This is a genomic window from Halalkalicoccus paucihalophilus, assembly GCF_001593955.1.
In the GTDB taxonomy this organism is placed as follows: Archaea; Halobacteriota; Halobacteria; order Halobacteriales; family Halalkalicoccaceae; genus Halalkalicoccus; species Halalkalicoccus paucihalophilus.
The window spans coordinates 449,949-466,224 of sequence record NZ_LTAZ01000005.1; the positions used below are offsets into that span (position 1 = coordinate 449,949).

The window sequence follows — 16,276 nt, forward strand, 5'->3', positions numbered from 1 at the left end:
CAGGACCATCCCCGAACCGGCTGCTCGCTCTCGGCCCGAAGCGCCTCGGATGCTCGCAACCACGTCCCGACTGGCATGACCGTGGAGCCCCTCGAGTGCGATCCGAGGGGAGGCCGCGATGGAACGACGCGAGATCCCGGTCGAACCCGAAACCTAAAGCATCGACCGGGAGGATTTGGTGTATGGACTTCAGTCTCTCCGCCGAACAGAAACAGATCCGCGAGATGGTCGCGGAGTTCGTCGACGAGGAAATCAAACCGCGCGCGAGCGAGATCGACGAGACCGACGAGTTCCCCCGCGATCTGGTCCGCGAGATGGGCGAGTTGGGGCTGATGGGGATGCCGTTTCCCGAGGAGTACGGTGGGGCCGGACTCGACTATCACTCCTATGCGATCGGCCTCGCGGAGATCGCCCGAGGGTCGGGCGGGCTCGGAACGGTTGTCGCCGCCCACGTCTCGCTCGCGGGCAACATGCTCTACGAGTTCGGGAACGAAGACCAGAAAGGGACGTACCTGACGCCGCTCGCCGAGGGACGGGAGGTGGGCGCGTTCGCGCTCTCGGAGGCCGGCGCGGGCAGCGACGTGCCCGCGATGGAAACGCGCGCAGAGAAGGACGGCGACGAGTACGTGATCGACGGCGGGAAACTCTGGATCTCCAATGGGTCGGTCGCCGACACCGTCACCCTCTTCGCGAAGACCGATCCCGACGCGGGCAACAAGGGGATCTCCTCCTTTATCGTCCGACCCGAGGAGGACGACGGGTTCCACGTGGAGGGCACGGAGCACAAACTCGGCGACAAGGGCTGTCCGACCGCCGAACTCCGATTCGACGGGATGCGGATCCCCGAATCCCGGCGGCTGGGCGAGGAGGGCGAGGGGTTCGTACAGGCGCTGAAAACCTTGAACGGAGGGCGTATCACCATCGCCGCCCGTGGGTTCGGGCTGGCACAGGCCGCACTCGACGACGCCCGCGAGTACGCGAACGAGCGCGAGCAGTTCGGCCAAAAAATCGGAGAATTTCAGACGATCAAACACAAGCTCGCGGACATGGACACCAAACTCAGCGCCGCGCGCCTGCTCATGCATCAGGCAGCAGATAAGAAAATGCGCGGCGAGGAGTTCATCAAGGAGGCCGCACAGGCGAAGCTCTATTCGAGCGAGATAAGTAGGGAAGTCGCGAACGAGGCGGTCCAGATCCACGGCGGGTACGGCTACACCACGGATTTCGACGTCGAGCGCTACTACCGGGACGCCAAACTCAACGAGATCTACGAGGGCACGAGCGAAATCCTCCGGAACACGATCGGCGAGAAGGTCCTAGACTGATTCGACAGTTTGATTCCGTTCGACGAATCCCGTTTCACGCCGTTCCGACCCCCCGTCGGATTCGACCGCGTAGTCGACGAATTCGACCGGTAGTCCCGCGCCGAGGAAGAACTCGGGTCGATCCTGGACGTGGAAATGGAGGTGAGGCTCCGTCGAGTTGCCCGAGTTCCCACACCGGCCAACCGACTGGCCGCGTTCGACGCGCTCGCCCTCGCGTACCGCGACACTCCCCTTCTTCAGGTGGGCGAGGACGCTGTACTCCTCGTCGGTGTGGCGGATCGTCACGTAGTTGCCCCGGAGGTCGCGCTGGAACGGGTCGACCCATCCCCCGAGATACGGGCTGTCGCGATGGCCGTCCGAGGCCGCGATCACCTCGCCGTCGGCGGGCGCGAGGATCGGTTCGTCGAAACAGTAGTACTCCTCCAGTCGGGTGCCCATGCCGGCGTGGCTCGTCCCGTCCTCGATGACGACGAAATCGTAGGCATACCGTTGGGTAAGGACCCCCCACGAGTGGGACGTCTCCTCCGTGGGACCGCCGTTGATCGCGGTCCACCGACCCGAAAACGGCAGCGAGAAACGGGTTTCCGATTCGTAGTTTTCAGGAGAGGGGAGTCCATCACGGTGGCGGGCGTAGATCGCGAGGTGACCGGTCAGCTGGTTGATCGAGGCGACGAGGACGAACGGATTGAGTAGTGTCAGGAGGGTGCTCGCCCAGAAGTGGAGTTTCGTCCCTCGATCGAACGTGAGCGACGAGTCTTCCGTGTCGTGAGACAGGCCTCGGACGACCGGCCAGAACCAAAACAGGAAAAACAGCGCGAACAACCGGAGGACGGAGAGCGGTTCGTAGAGGTAGCCGGGGACGGAGAGTGTTCCCAGATAGCCGAGAGTAGAAAGATCGAACCCACGCAGACGACGATACATCGGTTGACCTGTCGCAGCCCACCCGATAGTGCTTTCGGCCGATACTCGGTCGGCACTCGTCGGCGTCTCGACCCCTCTGATTTCGATCCCGAACCCCGATCAGGAACTGTGAGCCGACGCACAACAGGTAGGATTCGAACAGCGAGCCGACTACGGGTGAGTCCGAGTCGGATCAGCGGTTCTTCGGTTCGGGATCGACAGCTTCGCCTTCCCGACCCGCGAACGGGAGGTATGGCCGAAACGGACGGGACGACCGCGGAGTACCACGAAACGGACACCGAGCGCGTCCTTCAGTTCGACCGCGAGGGACGAGTCGTCGAGATCGCGCAGAACCGCGAGGGCTATGCCATGCTGATGGTTCGGGAGGGTGGCGACGAACTCGAACGCTACTACGGTTTCGACATGGCGCTGGATCACGCCGCCGAACTGCTCAGAGACGACCCCGGAGCCCTCCCGGTTCCCGAGGCTGCCGCGGACATGGGAATGTGATCTGTCCGCATTCGGCAGCCCTTTATCCGCCTATCGTCTACGGGGGACCATGACAGGTGTTCGAATCGCTGGCACGGGACATACCCATTTCGGGCAGTTCCCCGAACGCACGGGGAGGGACCTCTTTGCGGAAGCCAGCGCCGGAGCTATCGAGGGTGCGGGCGTCGAGCGCGAGGACATCGAGGCGCTGTTCTACGGGAACTTCATGGGCGAACTCGCCGAGGACCAGGGCCATCAAGGGCCACTGATGGCCGAGATGGCGGGAGTTCGTGCGCCAGCGACGCGATTCGAGAGCGCATGTGCATCGAGCGGCGTTGCGGTGCGCGAGGCCGTAAAGAACATCAGAAACGGCGAGGCGGACGCCATCCTCGTCGGCGGGGCAGAACGCATGACCAACCTCGGGACCGCGGGCGCGACCAAGGCGCTCTCGATCGCCGCCGACGAACTGTTCGAGATCCGCGCGGGGATGAACTTCCCCGGGGCGTACGCGCTGATGGCACAGGCCTATTTCAGCGAATACGGCGGCGACCGGGAGGATCTGGCCCACATCGCGGTGAAGAACCACGAGAACGCCCTCGAAAACGAGTCCGCCCAGTACCAGCGCGCGATCACCGTCGAGGATGTCCTCGAAGCCCCGCCCGTCGCCGAACCGCTCGGGCTCTACGACGCCTGTCCGATCACCGACGGCGCGAGCGCGATGGTGCTCGTGAGCGACGACTTCGCGGAACGCGAGGGGATCGACGCGCCCGTTTCGATTACGGGCACCGGACAGGGAAGCGACCGGATGGCGCTGGCGGACCGCGAGTATCTCGCACGGACGCCTGCCGCCACCGCGGCCGCCGAAGAAGCGTATGCCGACGCGGGGATCGGCTCCGACGATATCGAGGTCGCGGAGGTACACGACTGCTTTACCATCGCCGAGGTGCTCGCGATCGAGTCGCTCGGCTTCTTCGAGCCCGGCGAGGGGATCGGGGCGGCCCGCGCGGGCGAGACGACGCGCGACGGATCGATTCCGATCAACCTCTCGGGGGGACTGAAGGCGAAAGGTCACCCGGTGGGTGCGACCGGGACGAGCCAGATCGTCGAACTCGCGAGCGTCCTTTCGGGCGAGCACGTCAACAGCGACGCGGTTCCGGACGCGCGGATCGGCCTCACGCACAACGCCGGCGGCACCGTCGCCAGTACGACGGTGCATATCCTGGAGGTCCGATCATGAGCGAGCAACACGACGAGGGCTACGACGAGTGGATCGACGCGATCGACCGGGGCGAGGGCTACGCACTGGAGTGTTCGAACGGACACGGCTCGCTCCCGCCACGCCGACTCTGTCCGGAGTGTGGTGACGCCGACCTCGAAAAGCGAGCGCTTCCCGACAGCGGGACGCTCGACACCTATACGACGATCCACGTCGCGACCCCCGCGTTCACGGAGGACGCCCCCTACACCGTCGCGATCGCGGACTTCGGCCTCGCGCGGCTGACCGGCCAACTACGTGGCGTCGAGGATCCCGAAGTCGGGATGCGACTCGCAGTCGGGGTCGAAGAACGGAAAACAGAGGACGAACCGCTACTCGTCTTCCGGCCCGCGTAGTTCCTCCCTGACCACGCCGGCGAACTCGCGGGGATGTTCGACATGGGGCAGCAGGCGGGCGCGGTCGATCACGACCAGCCGGGTGTCGGCGGTCTCGGCGAGCGTTCGGCCCTGCCTGAGCGGCGTGATGTCGGCCTCCCGGCCCCAGACGAGCGTCGTCAGGACGTCGAGTTCCGCTAGCTCCTTGCCGAGATCGACCGGGCGGTCGAGGAACCCACTGATAAAGGAGGCGGGCGCATAGCGCGCACCGGGCTGGTGGGCGCTCTCCCACTCGTATTCGAGGGTCTCGTCGGTGAACTTCTCCATGTCGTAGTAGCCGTGATCCGCGCTGAAATACCGGATCGAAGGCCTGCTTGCGATCAGGTTATACAAACCAGTACCGATGACGGGCGCCCGGAGCAGCGAGCGCAGGCGCGGGCGCTTTGTCGGCATCGTTTGTGCGGTCGGACAGACGAGGACGAGCCGCGAGAACCCGGCCGAGTCGGCGGCCTCGACCGCGTAGGCCCCCGACAGCGAGGACGCCACACACGTCGCATCCTCGACCGTATCGCGCGCGAAGTCGGCGAGGAAATCGACGTAGAGCGCGCCCGAATAGAGCAGCGGCGGCCGGTCGGAGTTACCGAAGCCCGGTAGGTCCGGGGCGATCACGTGGAACTCATCTGCGAGGTCCTCGAACACCTCGGCGAACTCGTGGCTGGAGGCGGCGGCGTTGATCCCGTGAACGAGAAGCAGGTCCGGATTCGACAGATCGCCGGCCTCGGTGTACGAGACGTCCATGCCACGCCAGCGATAGGTGTGTTGGCGACCGGGAAGGGCAGGTGAGAGCGATCCGGTACGGCCGGTCAGCACGCGGTTACCGGCGGCAGCGAGGCCGACGGCGGCCGCGGTACCACTAACCAAGCGTCGAAGCTTCATACCGGATCCATCGCACGGAGGGGTCTTAACCCTGATCGACTCGATCAGTTCCGGACCGATGGTTCCGCCTCCTCGCGTGTGAGACACTCCTCCAGCGGCGCAACGATCTCGTCGGCGACCGTGTAGGGGTCGGTCTCGCGGGCGACGATCCGGTCGACCAGTTCCTCGATCCCGCCGCGGCGCTCGATCTCTCCCTCCAGCAGCCGGCCGGCGTCCTCACGAAGCAGGGTGCGCACCTCTTCTGCATACCGAGTTCGGGCCTTCTCCTCCAAAGCCCCGGAGGACTCGAGGAACTCGCGGTGCGAGGCAAACGCCTCAAGGAGGTCGTCGAGCCCCTCGCCGCTCGTGGCGACGGTCTCGACGATCGCGGGGTCCCACTCGCCCCGGTCGTGGCCTTCGAGCATCTCCGAGAGCTGTTTGACCGTCCGATCGGCGCCGGGCATGTCGGCCTTGTTGACGACGAACACGTCGCCGATCTCCAGGATACCTGCCTTGAGCATCTGGATATCGTCGCCGCTTTCGGGTTGGACGAGCACGGCGACCGTATCCGCCGTGCGCACGATGTCGACCTCGTTCTGACCCGCGCCGACGGTCTCGACAATGATTCGGTCGATCCCGAAGGCGTCGAAGGCGGTGATCGCGTCGCCGGTCGCCGTCGATAATCCCCCTAATTGTCCGCGTGCGCTCATCGAGCGCACGAAGGTGTCCATATCACCGGTGGTCGAGGCCATGCGGATCCGGTCGCCCAACACCGCGCCGCCCGTATAGGGCGAGGAGGGGTCGACAGCGATCACGCCGACTGTCAGACCGTCCTCGCGGTAGGATTTGGCGAGTTTATCGACGAGGGTGGACTTTCCCGCGCCCGGACTGCCAGTGATCCCGATGACTTCCGCGTCACCGGTGTGTTCGTGGAGGGCGGCGACCAAGTCGCGGTAGCCCGGCGATCGGTTCTCGATCCGCGTGATCGTGCGGGCCAGCGCGCGGTACTGCCCGTCGAGGAGGTCCTCGACGAGGGCGTCTTCTCCCCGGCTCATCGCTCGGGGGCGTTCTCGCGGACGAACTCGATGGTCTCCTCCATCGGCGTGCCCGGCCCGAAGATCGCGTCGACGCCCGCCTCTTCGAGTCCGGCTTTGTCCTTGTCGGGGATCACGCCACCGAGGATGATCAGCGTGTCCTCGAACGCGCCGTACTCCTCGAGTCCGGCGACGATCTTCGGGACCAGCGTGTTGTGGGCACCCGAGAGGATCGAGATCCCGAGTACGTCGACGTCCTCTTGGACCGCTGCCTGAACGATCTCGTCGGGCGCGTTGTGCAGCCCCGAGTAGATGACCTCGAAACCGGCGTCACGGAACGCCCGCGAGATGACGTGAGCCCCCCGGTCATGCCCATCGAGACCGACCTTCGCGACCAGACACCGGATCGCCCGCTGGTCCTCCTCGACGCTCATTTCGACCGCCTCCGACAGGTGTTCATGGCCCTACTTTCCCGTCGAGGGGTTTCACTGTAACGGACGTCCATGAGGGAGATGGACGGATCGTCGAGTAACTGGATTCAGTTTCGTTTCGTCCGATAGATTACCTCGTTCGGTTTCTGGGAAACGTGATACGGGACCGGTGTATAGTGCCGTTAGTGGCTGTCTCAGTCCGAATCGGCGAATCGCGCCGGATCGAATTCTCCGCGAGCGAACTGACCGGTGCGGTCGGGGATTCGATTACGGTACTGCCGATCGTCGTCGCGCTGGCACTGCTGACCGAGATCTCGCTTCCGCACGTCCTGATCGCCTTCGGCGTCTTTCAGGTCGTCTGGGGTGTGTGGTATGGACTGCCGGTCTCGGTCGAACCGATGAAGGCGCTCGCGGCGCTCGCGGTCGCCGGTGCCCTCTCGTATGCTGAACTCGCACTCGCCGGCCTCGTTCTCGGAGTCGTGTTGCTCGGAATCGGCTATACGGGTGCACTCTCAGTCGTCAAGCGCTGGATCGGCGAGCCGGTAATCAGGGGAATCCAGTTCGCCGTCGGCCTGATCCTGCTCGAAACCGCCCTCTCGCTCGCGGCCGAGGACTTCATGCTCGCTGGTGTCGGACTGGCGATCGCACTCGGCGTCGTCACACTCGGGTACAAGAACGCGAGCGCGCTCGTCGTGCTCGGAGCCGGCGCAGCGATCGCGGTCTGGACGAGCGGCGTTCCGGCAGTTCAGTCACCCGGTCTCCCACCGGTCCCGGCCTTGGAGAGTGCCCTGACGTGGGGCGTAGCCGACGGGATCGTCGCCCAGTTCGCCATGACGATCGGCAACGCGGCGCTCGCGACCTCGCTTCTGTTCTCGGACCTGTTCGACCGGGAGGTCTCTGCGGACGAACTCTCGGGGAGCATGGGCGTGACGAACCTGCTTGCCGTCCCGCTCGGCGGGATCCCGATGTGTCACGGCTGTGACGGCGTCGCGGGCAAGTACGAATTCGGGGCACGCACCGGCGGGGCGAACGTGCTCCTCGGGATCGGCTATCTCACGCTCGCACTGGTCGCGACGGGGACGCTCGTCGCCGCCTTCCCGCTCGCGATGCTCGGGGTGTTGCTCGCGCTCGTCGCGCTGTCGCTCGGCAGTAGTGTGAAAGAATCGTCGGACCTCCCCCTCTCGATGGGGATCGGGTTGCTCGCGCTGGTCTGGAACATCGGGGCGGCGTTCGCGCTGGGGATCTGCGCGCACCTTTTGTTCGAGCGCTATCGCCGCGGGGCGTGAGTCAGGGGTCGGTCGGAACGACGGTGGTTGACTGGATCCATGCCCGGTCGTTCTCGGAGTCCTGGATCACCGCAATCGTCCGCGATTCCTGGCGGTACTCGCTGTATCGGTATCTGTCCCCCTCCCACGGGCGTTCGGTCTGTTCGTCGGCCACAGTGGCCCCTCGGCAGCGAGGTGTGATAAGCCTTAACAAATTAATCCGTCTCGGGCAGCGCGTAAGCTCCCGTGAGGAAGAACGCCAGTGCGAGTCCCGAGAGGATCGCGAGGTCGGTCGTCCAAGGCCCGCCCGCCACCGTCACCTCGCGGACGCCCCGCGAGAAGTACGTGAGCGGAAGTAGGTCGATCACGGGCCCCATCCACCCCGGCAGGAGGTCCGGCGGAACGAACGTCTCGGCGAGAAAGAGCATCGGGAGGGCGATGGTGTTGGCGGCGGCGATCACGCCGTCCTGTGAGTCCGCGACCCGCCCCAGAATCGCGCCGATCCCACAGAACACCGCCGAGCCGATCAGGACGAACGGGACCAGTAGCGGCGAAAGCGTGAACGTGGCGTCGGTGAGCGCCCACAGCACCGCGATGAGGATCGCGCTCGCGATCCCGACGAGCACGGCGTTGACCAGCGTGTGCGCGAGCAGCCATTCCGTCCTGCGTAGCGGCGTCGTCGCGAGTTTCTCGAAGCGATTGCCCTCGCGGTGGCGGGCAACGGTGCTCCCGACCCGCGAGATGGGGGTAAACAGCACGACGACCGCGAGGTAGCCCGCCAGATAGTACTCGGACGGCTCGGTGAAGAGGCCGCCCCCCGTGGGATCGGTGGTGACGAGCGCGCCGAAGATGACGATCAGGATCACGGGGAAGAAGAAGGTGAAAAAGACCGCCGTCCGTCGGCGGATAAAGGAGTGCCACGCCGCTTCGAACTCCGCGCGGGTTCGAGAGAGCGAACTCATCGGGCACCTCCGGCCAGTACGGGTTCCTCGGCGCCCCGCTCCCCGGCGAGTTCGAGATAGACGTCTTCGAGGGAAGGCTGGGTCCACGACAGCGACTCGTACTCGATTCCCGCCCGTTCGAGCGCGGCGACCGCCTCACCGATCTTTTCGGGACGTATCCCGTGGATCGTCAGCGTTCGGCTGGTGGCAGAGACTCGATACCCACTGTCAGCGAACGCGTCGGTTCCGGCGTCGGTCTCGACGACGAGTCGGCTCTCGCCGCCGTGGTCGGCGACGAGCGCCTCGGGCGAGCCGACCTCGACGAGACGGCCGTCGGCGAGCAGTCCCACCCTGTCGGCGAGCGCCTCGGCCTCGGCCATGTCGTGGGTGGTGAGAAATACCGTAGTGCCGCCGTCGGCGAGGTCGGCGATCAGGTCCCGGAGGTCCCGGCGACCCGCGGGGTCGATTCCGGTGGTGGGTTCGTCGAGAAAGAGCAGGTCGGGGTCGTTTACGAGTGCGGACCCGACACAGATGCGACGCTGTTGGCCCCCCGAGAGCGTCTCGTACCAGCCCTCGGCGTCGGCGGCCATCCCGATCTCCGACAGGACGTCCTCGACCGGTCGGGAGTGGTCGTATAAGCCCGCGTAGTACTCGAGGAGTTCGCGACCGGTGAGGCGTTCGGGCGGCGAGAACGCTTGGGGAAGGAGGGCGATCCGGTTCTCGTCGACCGCGTCGGGCGGGGAGCCGAACACCGAAACCGTCCCGGAATCGGGTGTCGTGGTGCCGGTCAGCGCGCGCACGAGCGTCGTCTTGCCCGCGCCGTTCGGCCCGATGAGCGCGAACACCTCGCCGCGCACGACGGCGAGCGAGACGCCGTCGAGGGCGGTAGTGTCGCCGTAGCTCCGAGAGAGATCCTCGGCGACGAGCGCGTTGTCCATGTCGGGAGAAGTGGCGAGGCCGCCCTAAGGGGTTCGATCCGCTACTGGCGCTGGTAGCGGTTCCGGATCAGGATCGCCGCGGCGTTCATGGAGAGCATTACCGCAAGTAGGGTGACGACGCCCGCGGCGAGCACGCCGTACTGGAACTCGTCGCTCGGCTGGCCCGCCCACGCAAAGATCTGTCGGGGCATGGCGCTAAAGCGGTCGAACGGACCGCTCGGAGCGCTGAAGATCGTCGCGGCCGCACCGATCATCAACAGGGGTGCGGTCTCGCCGATCGCCCGACCCAGCGCGAGGATCGTTCCGGTCATGATGCCGGGCAATGATGCGGGCAAGACGACGTTTCGGACCGTCTGCCAGCGGGTCGCGCCCATTGCGTAGGACGCCCGTCGCTGGGAGTCGGGAACGCCCGCGACCGCCTCCTGTGCGGAGATGATGACAATCGGCAGAATCAACAGCCCGACGGTAAAGCCGCCGACGATAACGCTCCCGCTTGGCATTCTAAGGGTGCGAATGAACAGTGCGAGACCGAGCAGTCCATAGACCACGGACGGAACACCCGCGAGGTTACCGATGTTGATTTCAATCAGGTCGATCAGACGGTTGTCCGGAGCGTATTCCTCCAAGTAGATTGCAGCTCCGACGCCGACGGGGAACGCCGACAGCGCAATGACGATCACCATCATGATCGATCCGATCAGCGCCGGATAGATCCCGGCCTCTTCGGGGAACCGCGAGTGGGCACTTGTCAGGAACCCCCAGTCGAGCCACGGGGCGGTACCCGGTTGGGTGATCGCGAAGGCGTCGAGGGTAACATAGACCAGCAACACCAGCACCATCAGGATGCCAAAGAGGGTCGATCCGAGACAGATCCCCTCAAAGGCCCGACCACGCCAGTCGATCTGCGACCCGGCCCCCTTCGTCCACTCGCGTTGCGTTTCGCTTTCGCCCATTAGTTGTTCCACCTCATTAGTACTCCTCTTGGTATCTTGCAGCTACCCAGTTGGCAACGAGGTTCATCACGAACGTGAGAACGAACAGTGTCAGTCCGATCGCAAAGAGGCTGCTATAGGCGGCCGTTCCGCCCGAAACGTCGCTCGTCCCGAGTTGGACCATCGCCGCCGTCATGGTCTGACCCGAGCTAAAGAGGATCTCGGGAAAGCTCGAGAGGTCGAGCATCCGCGGACGCTGACCCATGGCGACCGTCACGATCATCGTCTCGCCGATCGCTCGCGACAGCGCAAGGATGAACGAGGAGAAGATCCCCGAGATCGCCGCGGGAACGACGATCCCCGTCGAGACTTCGAACTTCGTTGCGCCGAGCCCGTAGCCCGCGTTACGCAACTCGTCAGGCACCGCGCTCATGGCGTCCTCCGAGAGCGATGAGACCATCGGGATGATCATCACGCCGACCATGATCGAGGCGGAAAGCACGTTGAACGTCGAAACCGGCAGGCCGAGCATACCGATCGCGGGCGTGATGTACACCAGAGCGAAGTAGCCGTAGACGACCGTCGGAATCCCCGCGAGCACTTCGAGAGCGGGCTTGATGACCGACCGCACCCGCGGACTCGCGTACTCGGAGAGGTAAATCGCCGCCCCGACGCCCGTCGGGAGGGCAATGAACGCAGACAGCACCGTCACGAGCAGCGTCCCGCTGACCAGCGGCAGAACGCCGAACGAAAGCGGTTCGATCGCGGGCGTCCACTCGTCGCCGAGGAAGAACGCCGCCGGCGAAATCTGCGTGAAGAACCCGATCGCGTCGACCGTGAGCGTAAAGACGATCGCCCCGGTCACGAACACCGACAGCGCTGCACAGAGGAACAACACGCCCTCGATGGTGCGTTCCTTGGGGGACCGGGTGATTCCGCCGGCCAGATCGAGCGAATCCGTCTCGCCGCTCATTGGTAGATTCCCACACCCATTCGGTGGTTAGTCCCCCCCGGAGGCGTTCCCTTCGGAGGTGTTTTCCCCGGAAGCGTTCTCCTCGGAGGATCCCCCACCGGTGGCCTCCTCGAGTTTCGTGAGGTTCTCCTCGACGAGGTCCTCATTGGCGGGAACGTAGCCGATCTCGCTGACCAGTTCGCTCGAGGAGTTCTCGATGTAGTAGCGCATGAAGTCCGCGACCGCCTCGTTCTGGAGTGATTCCTCGGCGGCGTAGACGAACAGCGGGCGGGCCATCGGATACGAGCCGTCCGAGGCGTTTTCGAGGCTCGGCGCTATACAGCCGTCACCATTGTCGATCGCGAGGGCCTTGACCGCGTCCTCGTTCTCCAAGTAGTAGGAGTAGCCGAAATACCCCATCGCGTACTGTGAGCCCTCGATTCCCTGAATGATGATGTTGTCGTCCTCGGTCCCTTCGTAATCCGAGCGATGCGCGCCCGCCTCGCCGATGACGTTCTCGGTGACCCAATCGAAGGTACCCGAGGTGGAAGCCGGTCCGTAGAGTTCGAAGGGCTCGTCGGGCCAGTTGGAACGAACATCGGACCAGTTCTCGGCCCCCTCGGGGCCCCAAATTTGGGCGACCTCCTCGAAGGTCAGACAGTCGACCCAATCGGCCTCGGGGTTGACCGCGAACGTCAGCGCGTCGCTTGCGATCTGGAACTCGATCGGGTTGACGTCGTTTTCCTCCGCGGCCTGCTGTTCCTCCTCGGAGATCGGTCGCGAAGCGCCGTTGATATCCGAGTTGCCGGGGATGAAGTGGTTCTCGAAGCCGCCCCCGCTGCCCGTCGAGTCCACCGAGATACTTACGTCGTTTTCCTGCTCGTACTCCTCCGCCATTGCGACTGTCACAGGGTAAACCGTGCTGCTGCCGGTGATGACGATGTCACCCGAACCGCTGCCGCCGCCACCGTTGCCGGATCCCTCGTTCGGATTCTCGTCACTCATACATCCTGCGATAGTGATCGCGAGTGCGGCCCCACCGGCCGCGAGAACGTTCCGTCGCGATACCGCTCCGGTTCGTCCGTCGATTGGATCGTCTGCCATCACTTGGAATATTCGATGTGCACGGCAAATACTATGCTATGAGTACTATATATTTGCATATAGCTATATATCCAGATACGAATCTCAACCAAGAGGCAAGTGAACGACTATTTCTCGACTCCCTCCCGCCCTTGTACGAGTCTGGTCGTCTATCCTATATCATGGTTCGGTATCGAAAAGTGATCTTCGATCGGTGTAGGAGCGAGATACGGTATTTTCTATCGAACTATATAATACATGAGGCCACTGGAGAGGACGGAACGAAACGTCGAGCAGCCATAGCCCGACAGTTTGGCCGGGACGGTGAGTGTTTAGGTGATCGAGCCTGCAGGGGGCGTATGGAGTATCACAGCCTCGGCTCGACCGGGACGAAGGTCTCGGAACTCTGTTTCGGGACGTGGCGATTCGGCAAGGAGAGCGACGGCACCGTCGAGACCAGTCGGGACGAAGCCCACGAACTGCTCGATGCGGCCCGGGAGCACGGCATCAACTTCATCGACACCGCGAACGTCTACGGCACGCCCAACGGAACGAGTGAGGAGTATATCGGCGAGTGGCTCGAGGACCACGACCGCGAGGAGTTCGTGCTCGCCTCGAAGGTCTACTTCCCCTTCGACGGCTGGGGGGAACCGGGCCCGAACGACTCCGGGCTGGGGCGAAAACACATCCGCGCACAGATCGAGGGCACGCTCGACAGGTTGGGAACGGACTACCTCGATCTCTACTACATCCACCGTTTCGACGAGGAGACGCCGATCGAGGAGACCCTCGATACGCTCGATACGCTCGTCGAGAAGGGGAAGGTCAACCACCTCGGTGCGAGCACGATGGCCGCCTGGCAGCTGACGAAGGCGCTGTGGAAATCGGACGTGGAGGGGTTCGAGCGCTTCGAGGTCACCCAGCCGCTGTTTCACGCCGCCTATCGCGACGACGTCGCGGACTACCTCGACGTCTGTGCCGATCAGGATCTGGCTGTCTGTCCGTACTCGCCCCTCGCGGGCGGGTTCCTCACCGGCAAGTACGAAAAGGAGGGAGACGAAATCGTCGGCCCCGAAGGAGCGCGGGCGGACCTCGACGACCGCTTCGAGGACTACTACGTCTCCGAGCGCGGCTGGCAGGTTCTCGAGGAGATCCGTGCAGTGGCCGACGAGGTCGAGGCCACTCCCGCACAGGTCTCGCTTCGCTGGCTGATGGACCAGGAGGCCTTCTCGTGTACGCCGATCGTCGGTGCGCGCACCACCGACCAACTGGCCGAGAACGTCGGCGCGGTCGAGATCGATCTCTCACGCGAACAGCGCGAGCGGATCGACGACGCGCGCTACGAGGAGGGCGACCGGCGCTTCGGTCACTGAGTTACCGACCCTGACGTTCGCTGCGTTTTCGCCGCCACCGTTGTTCTCGATCCTCGCCGTCGTGTTCTCCGTCCCCGCCGTTTCGCTCGCGTTTGAACGGCCGCCAGTAGAGCAGGCAGACGGTCCCCAGATAGATCGCGGTACCGGCGACGTACGACTGGAGGCTCGTGGCGACTGCGGTCCCGGCGCTGCCGAACGCGCCGACGAAGATCGGGGCGATCAGCGGCCAGACACACGAGAAACACGAAAAGAGCCCGATGACGCCGCCGAGCGCGGAGCCCGCGGCGTCGATGAGGGTGGCGTAGACGAGATACGAGAGCGCGAGGTAGCCAACGACGAGAAACGGGACGAACGTCATACGGACGAACGGGCCGTTGTACGAGACGACAGGTCCGATTCCCGGGGAGAGCATCGAGACGTCGACCCCGGTGGGAAGCTGTGGCATGCCCGTCCAGAGGAGTCCCCCCAACACGAACAACGAGAGGAGGTACCCCCCGGCGACGGCGCCCGCGAGATACCGGTGGCGCGCCGTTCGGGGATCGGGGTTCGTCCTGACGATGGCCCACAGCCCGACGTTGATCCAGATGAAGGGGTAGACGACCGCGAAGACGCTGTCGACGCGGACGTCCGCGACGAGGTGATACAACAACAGGACGACGAGTTCGGTGTTGACGAGCAGGCCGCCGTAGACCAGCGTCGTGGTTCGCGGCCGGAAGCGGGCGGGAAGCGGGTCGAACAGGTCGAGCGTTTCGGCGCCGCTCATAGGACGAGTGCGTCGACGATGATCGCAAAGAGCAGGGCTCCGAGGTAGGCGTTCGAGGCGTGGAACGACCGCATCGCCGCCCCGCGGGTCTGCTCGCGGTGGAGCGTCATCACCTCACGCAGGAAGATCGCCCCGAAGAGGACGCTCGTCGCGGCGAAGAGCCACCCGAGCGTGTCGACCGCGGCGAGCATGGCCGCCCCGATCAGGGTCGCCCCGAGATAGAAGACGATGTGTTTTCGCGTGATGCGCTCGCCTCGCACCACGGGCATCATCGGGAACCCCCCACGGGCGTAGTCGTCCTTGTACGCGAGCGCGAGGTTGTAGAAGTGCGCCGGTGTCCAACAGAATATGACGCCGGCGAGAACCAGGGCGGGCAGGCCGATCTCGCCGGTGGCGGCGGCCCAACCGATCAGCGCGGGCAGGGCACCCGCCGCCCCGCCGATGACGGTGTTCTGGACGGTATTTGGCTTGAGGACGAGCGTGTAGATCACGCTGTAAAAGACGATCGCGGTCAGGCCCAACAGCGCGGCGAGCGCGTTGACGAAGACGTAGAAAGTGCCGAGCGAGGCGATCCCGAGAAGCGTGCCGAACGCGAGTGCCTCGGGGACCGAGACGATCTCGGTCGCGAGCGGGCGATCCGCGGTGCGTTTCATCCGTTGATCGACGTCGCGTTCGAGCACGTGGTTGAAGGTGCCGCTCGCACCGATGGCGAGCACGCCGCCCAGCAGGGTGGCGACGATGGTGGTGATCGAGAGGTCGGGACCGGCGGCGAGGGTCATCGCCGCCGCCGCGACGAGACAGAGCAGCCACATCAGCCGTGGCTTCATCAGGCTGTAGTAGGCCCCGAAGGTGGCGCGCGGTCCGGTCGTCGGCTGCGGGGTTCCGGACTCCGAGTCCGATTCGATAGCGGGCGATTTCGTGAGCGGTTCGTCGCGCTCGCGGGTCGGGAACTGCCGTTCGAGCGACCACGCGAGTCCCAACAGGAGGCCGCCGAAGATCGCCGTTCCGACGAACAGGTGAACCGCCGAGATCATCGGCGGCGTGCCGGTCGTGGCGACGACCGCGCCGATCGCCACCTGAACGGGGTACAGCACGGCCGGGACGGCGAGCGCCGCGCGGATCCGCGTCGAACCTGTCCGCCAGCCGACGACGGTGCTCGCGATGACGCCGATCCCGACGAGGGCCGCGAGGATACGGTGCGTCCAGGCGATGGTCACGTCGGCACCCGCAAAGGGGTAGCCGCCGTTGCAGGCCGGCCACGTCGAACACGCCGCGGCTGCGTCGGTGAGCGCGGTCGTCGCGCCCGCGATGACAAGCAGATACGCACCCATCGAGGTCGCAGCGA

General features: G+C 64.9%; 18 protein-coding genes. 6 read left to right on the forward strand and 12 right to left on the reverse strand.

The features are described 5' to 3' along the window. Positions 1 to 182: 182 nt before the first annotated feature. Positions 183 to 1,325: an acyl-CoA dehydrogenase gene (locus HAPAU_RS11840; protein ID WP_066382854.1), complete on the forward strand. Its 1,143-nt coding sequence runs from the start codon at positions 183 to 185 to the stop codon at positions 1,323 to 1,325. On the opposite strand, the gene HAPAU_RS11845 is transcribed toward HAPAU_RS11840, so the two are convergent. Further along, a complete protein-coding gene (locus HAPAU_RS11845) occupies positions 1,317 to 2,246 on the reverse strand; it encodes a M23 family metallopeptidase (RefSeq protein ID WP_066382856.1) in 930 nt (309 codons plus the stop codon). The two genes, HAPAU_RS11840 and HAPAU_RS11845, sit on opposite strands and share 9 nt — an antisense overlap. Before the next feature lie 231 nt (positions 2,247 to 2,477). On the opposite strand from HAPAU_RS11845, the gene HAPAU_RS11850 reads away from it, so the two are divergent. Genes HAPAU_RS11850 through HAPAU_RS11860 form a run of 3 tightly spaced genes read left to right on the forward strand, consistent with a single transcriptional unit; the run spans position 2,478 to position 4,325 of the window. Then, positions 2,478 to 2,735: a DUF7111 family protein gene (locus HAPAU_RS11850; RefSeq protein ID WP_066382861.1), complete on the forward strand. Its 258-nt coding sequence runs from the start codon at positions 2,478 to 2,480 to the stop codon at positions 2,733 to 2,735. 49 nt (positions 2,736 to 2,784) lie between these two features. Then, entirely contained in the window at positions 2,785 to 3,951 is a 1,167-nt protein-coding gene (locus tag HAPAU_RS11855) for a thiolase domain-containing protein (protein ID WP_066382862.1), read from the forward strand. Continuing rightward, the gene (locus tag HAPAU_RS11860) at positions 3,948 to 4,325 is read left to right on the forward strand and encodes a Zn-ribbon domain-containing OB-fold protein (protein ID WP_066382864.1); all 378 of its coding nucleotides are present in this window, start codon (positions 3,948 to 3,950) and stop codon (positions 4,323 to 4,325) included. The genes HAPAU_RS11855 and HAPAU_RS11860 overlap by 4 nt, the downstream gene beginning before the upstream one ends. On the opposite strand, the gene HAPAU_RS11865 is transcribed toward HAPAU_RS11860, so the two are convergent. From HAPAU_RS11865 to HAPAU_RS11875, 3 genes are read right to left on the reverse strand one after another with little or no spacing between them, the layout of a single operon-like run. After that, on the reverse strand, positions 4,302 to 5,240 hold the full coding sequence (locus HAPAU_RS11865; RefSeq protein ID WP_066382866.1) for an alpha/beta fold hydrolase: 939 nt from the start codon (positions 5,238 to 5,240) through the stop codon (positions 4,302 to 4,304). The genes HAPAU_RS11860 and HAPAU_RS11865 overlap by 24 nt on opposite strands. Positions 5,241 to 5,284: 44 nt before the next feature. Continuing rightward, the gene (meaB, locus tag HAPAU_RS11870) at positions 5,285 to 6,274 is read right to left on the reverse strand and encodes a methylmalonyl Co-A mutase-associated GTPase MeaB (RefSeq protein WP_066382867.1); all 990 of its coding nucleotides are present in this window, start codon (positions 6,272 to 6,274) and stop codon (positions 5,285 to 5,287) included. Continuing rightward, positions 6,271 to 6,687: a cobalamin B12-binding domain-containing protein gene (locus tag HAPAU_RS11875; protein WP_066382868.1), complete on the reverse strand. Its 417-nt coding sequence runs from the start codon at positions 6,685 to 6,687 to the stop codon at positions 6,271 to 6,273. Before HAPAU_RS11875 ends, meaB begins: the two co-directional genes overlap by 4 nt. A gap of 182 nt (positions 6,688 to 6,869) precedes the next feature. Here HAPAU_RS11875 and HAPAU_RS11880 point away from each other — a divergent pair, with 182 nt between their 5' ends. Then, positions 6,870 to 7,970, forward strand: a complete 1,101-nt coding sequence (locus HAPAU_RS11880) for a putative sulfate/molybdate transporter (RefSeq protein ID WP_066382869.1) — start codon at positions 6,870 to 6,872, stop codon at positions 7,968 to 7,970. Position 7,971: 1 nt separating this feature from the next. Here the strand turns inward: HAPAU_RS11880 and HAPAU_RS21680 are convergent, their stop codons facing one another. The 6 genes from HAPAU_RS21680 to HAPAU_RS11905 are packed head-to-tail and all read right to left on the reverse strand — an operon-like array spanning position 7,972 to position 12,816. After that, positions 7,972 to 8,124, reverse strand: coding sequence for a hypothetical protein (locus HAPAU_RS21680; protein ID WP_169802648.1), 153 nt, complete (start codon positions 8,122 to 8,124; stop codon positions 7,972 to 7,974). Positions 8,125 to 8,164: 40 nt separating this feature from the next. Beyond that, positions 8,165 to 8,911, reverse strand: a complete 747-nt coding sequence (locus tag HAPAU_RS11885) for an ABC transporter permease (RefSeq protein ID WP_066382871.1) — start codon at positions 8,909 to 8,911, stop codon at positions 8,165 to 8,167. After that, positions 8,908 to 9,828 carry an ABC transporter ATP-binding protein gene (locus HAPAU_RS11890; protein ID WP_066382872.1) on the reverse strand — a complete coding sequence of 307 codons (921 nt, stop codon included), beginning with the start codon at positions 9,826 to 9,828 and terminating at the stop codon, positions 8,908 to 8,910. The genes HAPAU_RS11885 and HAPAU_RS11890 overlap by 4 nt, the downstream gene beginning before the upstream one ends. Before the next feature lie 41 nt (positions 9,829 to 9,869). Further along, positions 9,870 to 10,781 (reverse strand): phosphate ABC transporter permease PstA, encoded by a 912-nt coding sequence (gene pstA, locus HAPAU_RS11895; protein ID WP_066382875.1) that lies wholly within the window; start codon positions 10,779 to 10,781, stop codon positions 9,870 to 9,872. 16 nt (positions 10,782 to 10,797) lie between these two features. Next, positions 10,798 to 11,733, reverse strand: coding sequence for a phosphate ABC transporter permease subunit PstC (pstC, locus tag HAPAU_RS11900; RefSeq protein ID WP_066382877.1), 936 nt, complete (start codon positions 11,731 to 11,733; stop codon positions 10,798 to 10,800). A gap of 27 nt (positions 11,734 to 11,760) precedes the next feature. Beyond that, positions 11,761 to 12,816, reverse strand: coding sequence for a PstS family phosphate ABC transporter substrate-binding protein (locus tag HAPAU_RS11905; protein ID WP_066382879.1), 1,056 nt, complete (start codon positions 12,814 to 12,816; stop codon positions 11,761 to 11,763). Between the two features lie 338 nt (positions 12,817 to 13,154). Here HAPAU_RS11905 and HAPAU_RS11910 point away from each other — a divergent pair, with 338 nt between their 5' ends. Continuing rightward, entirely contained in the window at positions 13,155 to 14,168 is a 1,014-nt protein-coding gene (locus tag HAPAU_RS11910; RefSeq protein ID WP_066382881.1) for an aldo/keto reductase, read from the forward strand. Position 14,169: 1 nt separating this feature from the next. Here HAPAU_RS11910 and HAPAU_RS11915 read toward each other — a convergent pair whose 3' ends face one another. Together HAPAU_RS11915 and HAPAU_RS11920 are read right to left on the reverse strand one after the other, a co-directional pair. Then, positions 14,170 to 14,931 (reverse strand): DUF7546 family protein, encoded by a 762-nt coding sequence (locus HAPAU_RS11915; RefSeq protein ID WP_066382887.1) that lies wholly within the window; start codon positions 14,929 to 14,931, stop codon positions 14,170 to 14,172. Continuing rightward, positions 14,928 to 16,262, reverse strand: coding sequence for a heme o synthase (locus HAPAU_RS11920; RefSeq protein WP_066383252.1), 1,335 nt, complete (start codon positions 16,260 to 16,262; stop codon positions 14,928 to 14,930). Before HAPAU_RS11920 ends, HAPAU_RS11915 begins: the two co-directional genes overlap by 4 nt. Positions 16,263 to 16,276 lie beyond the last annotated feature (14 nt).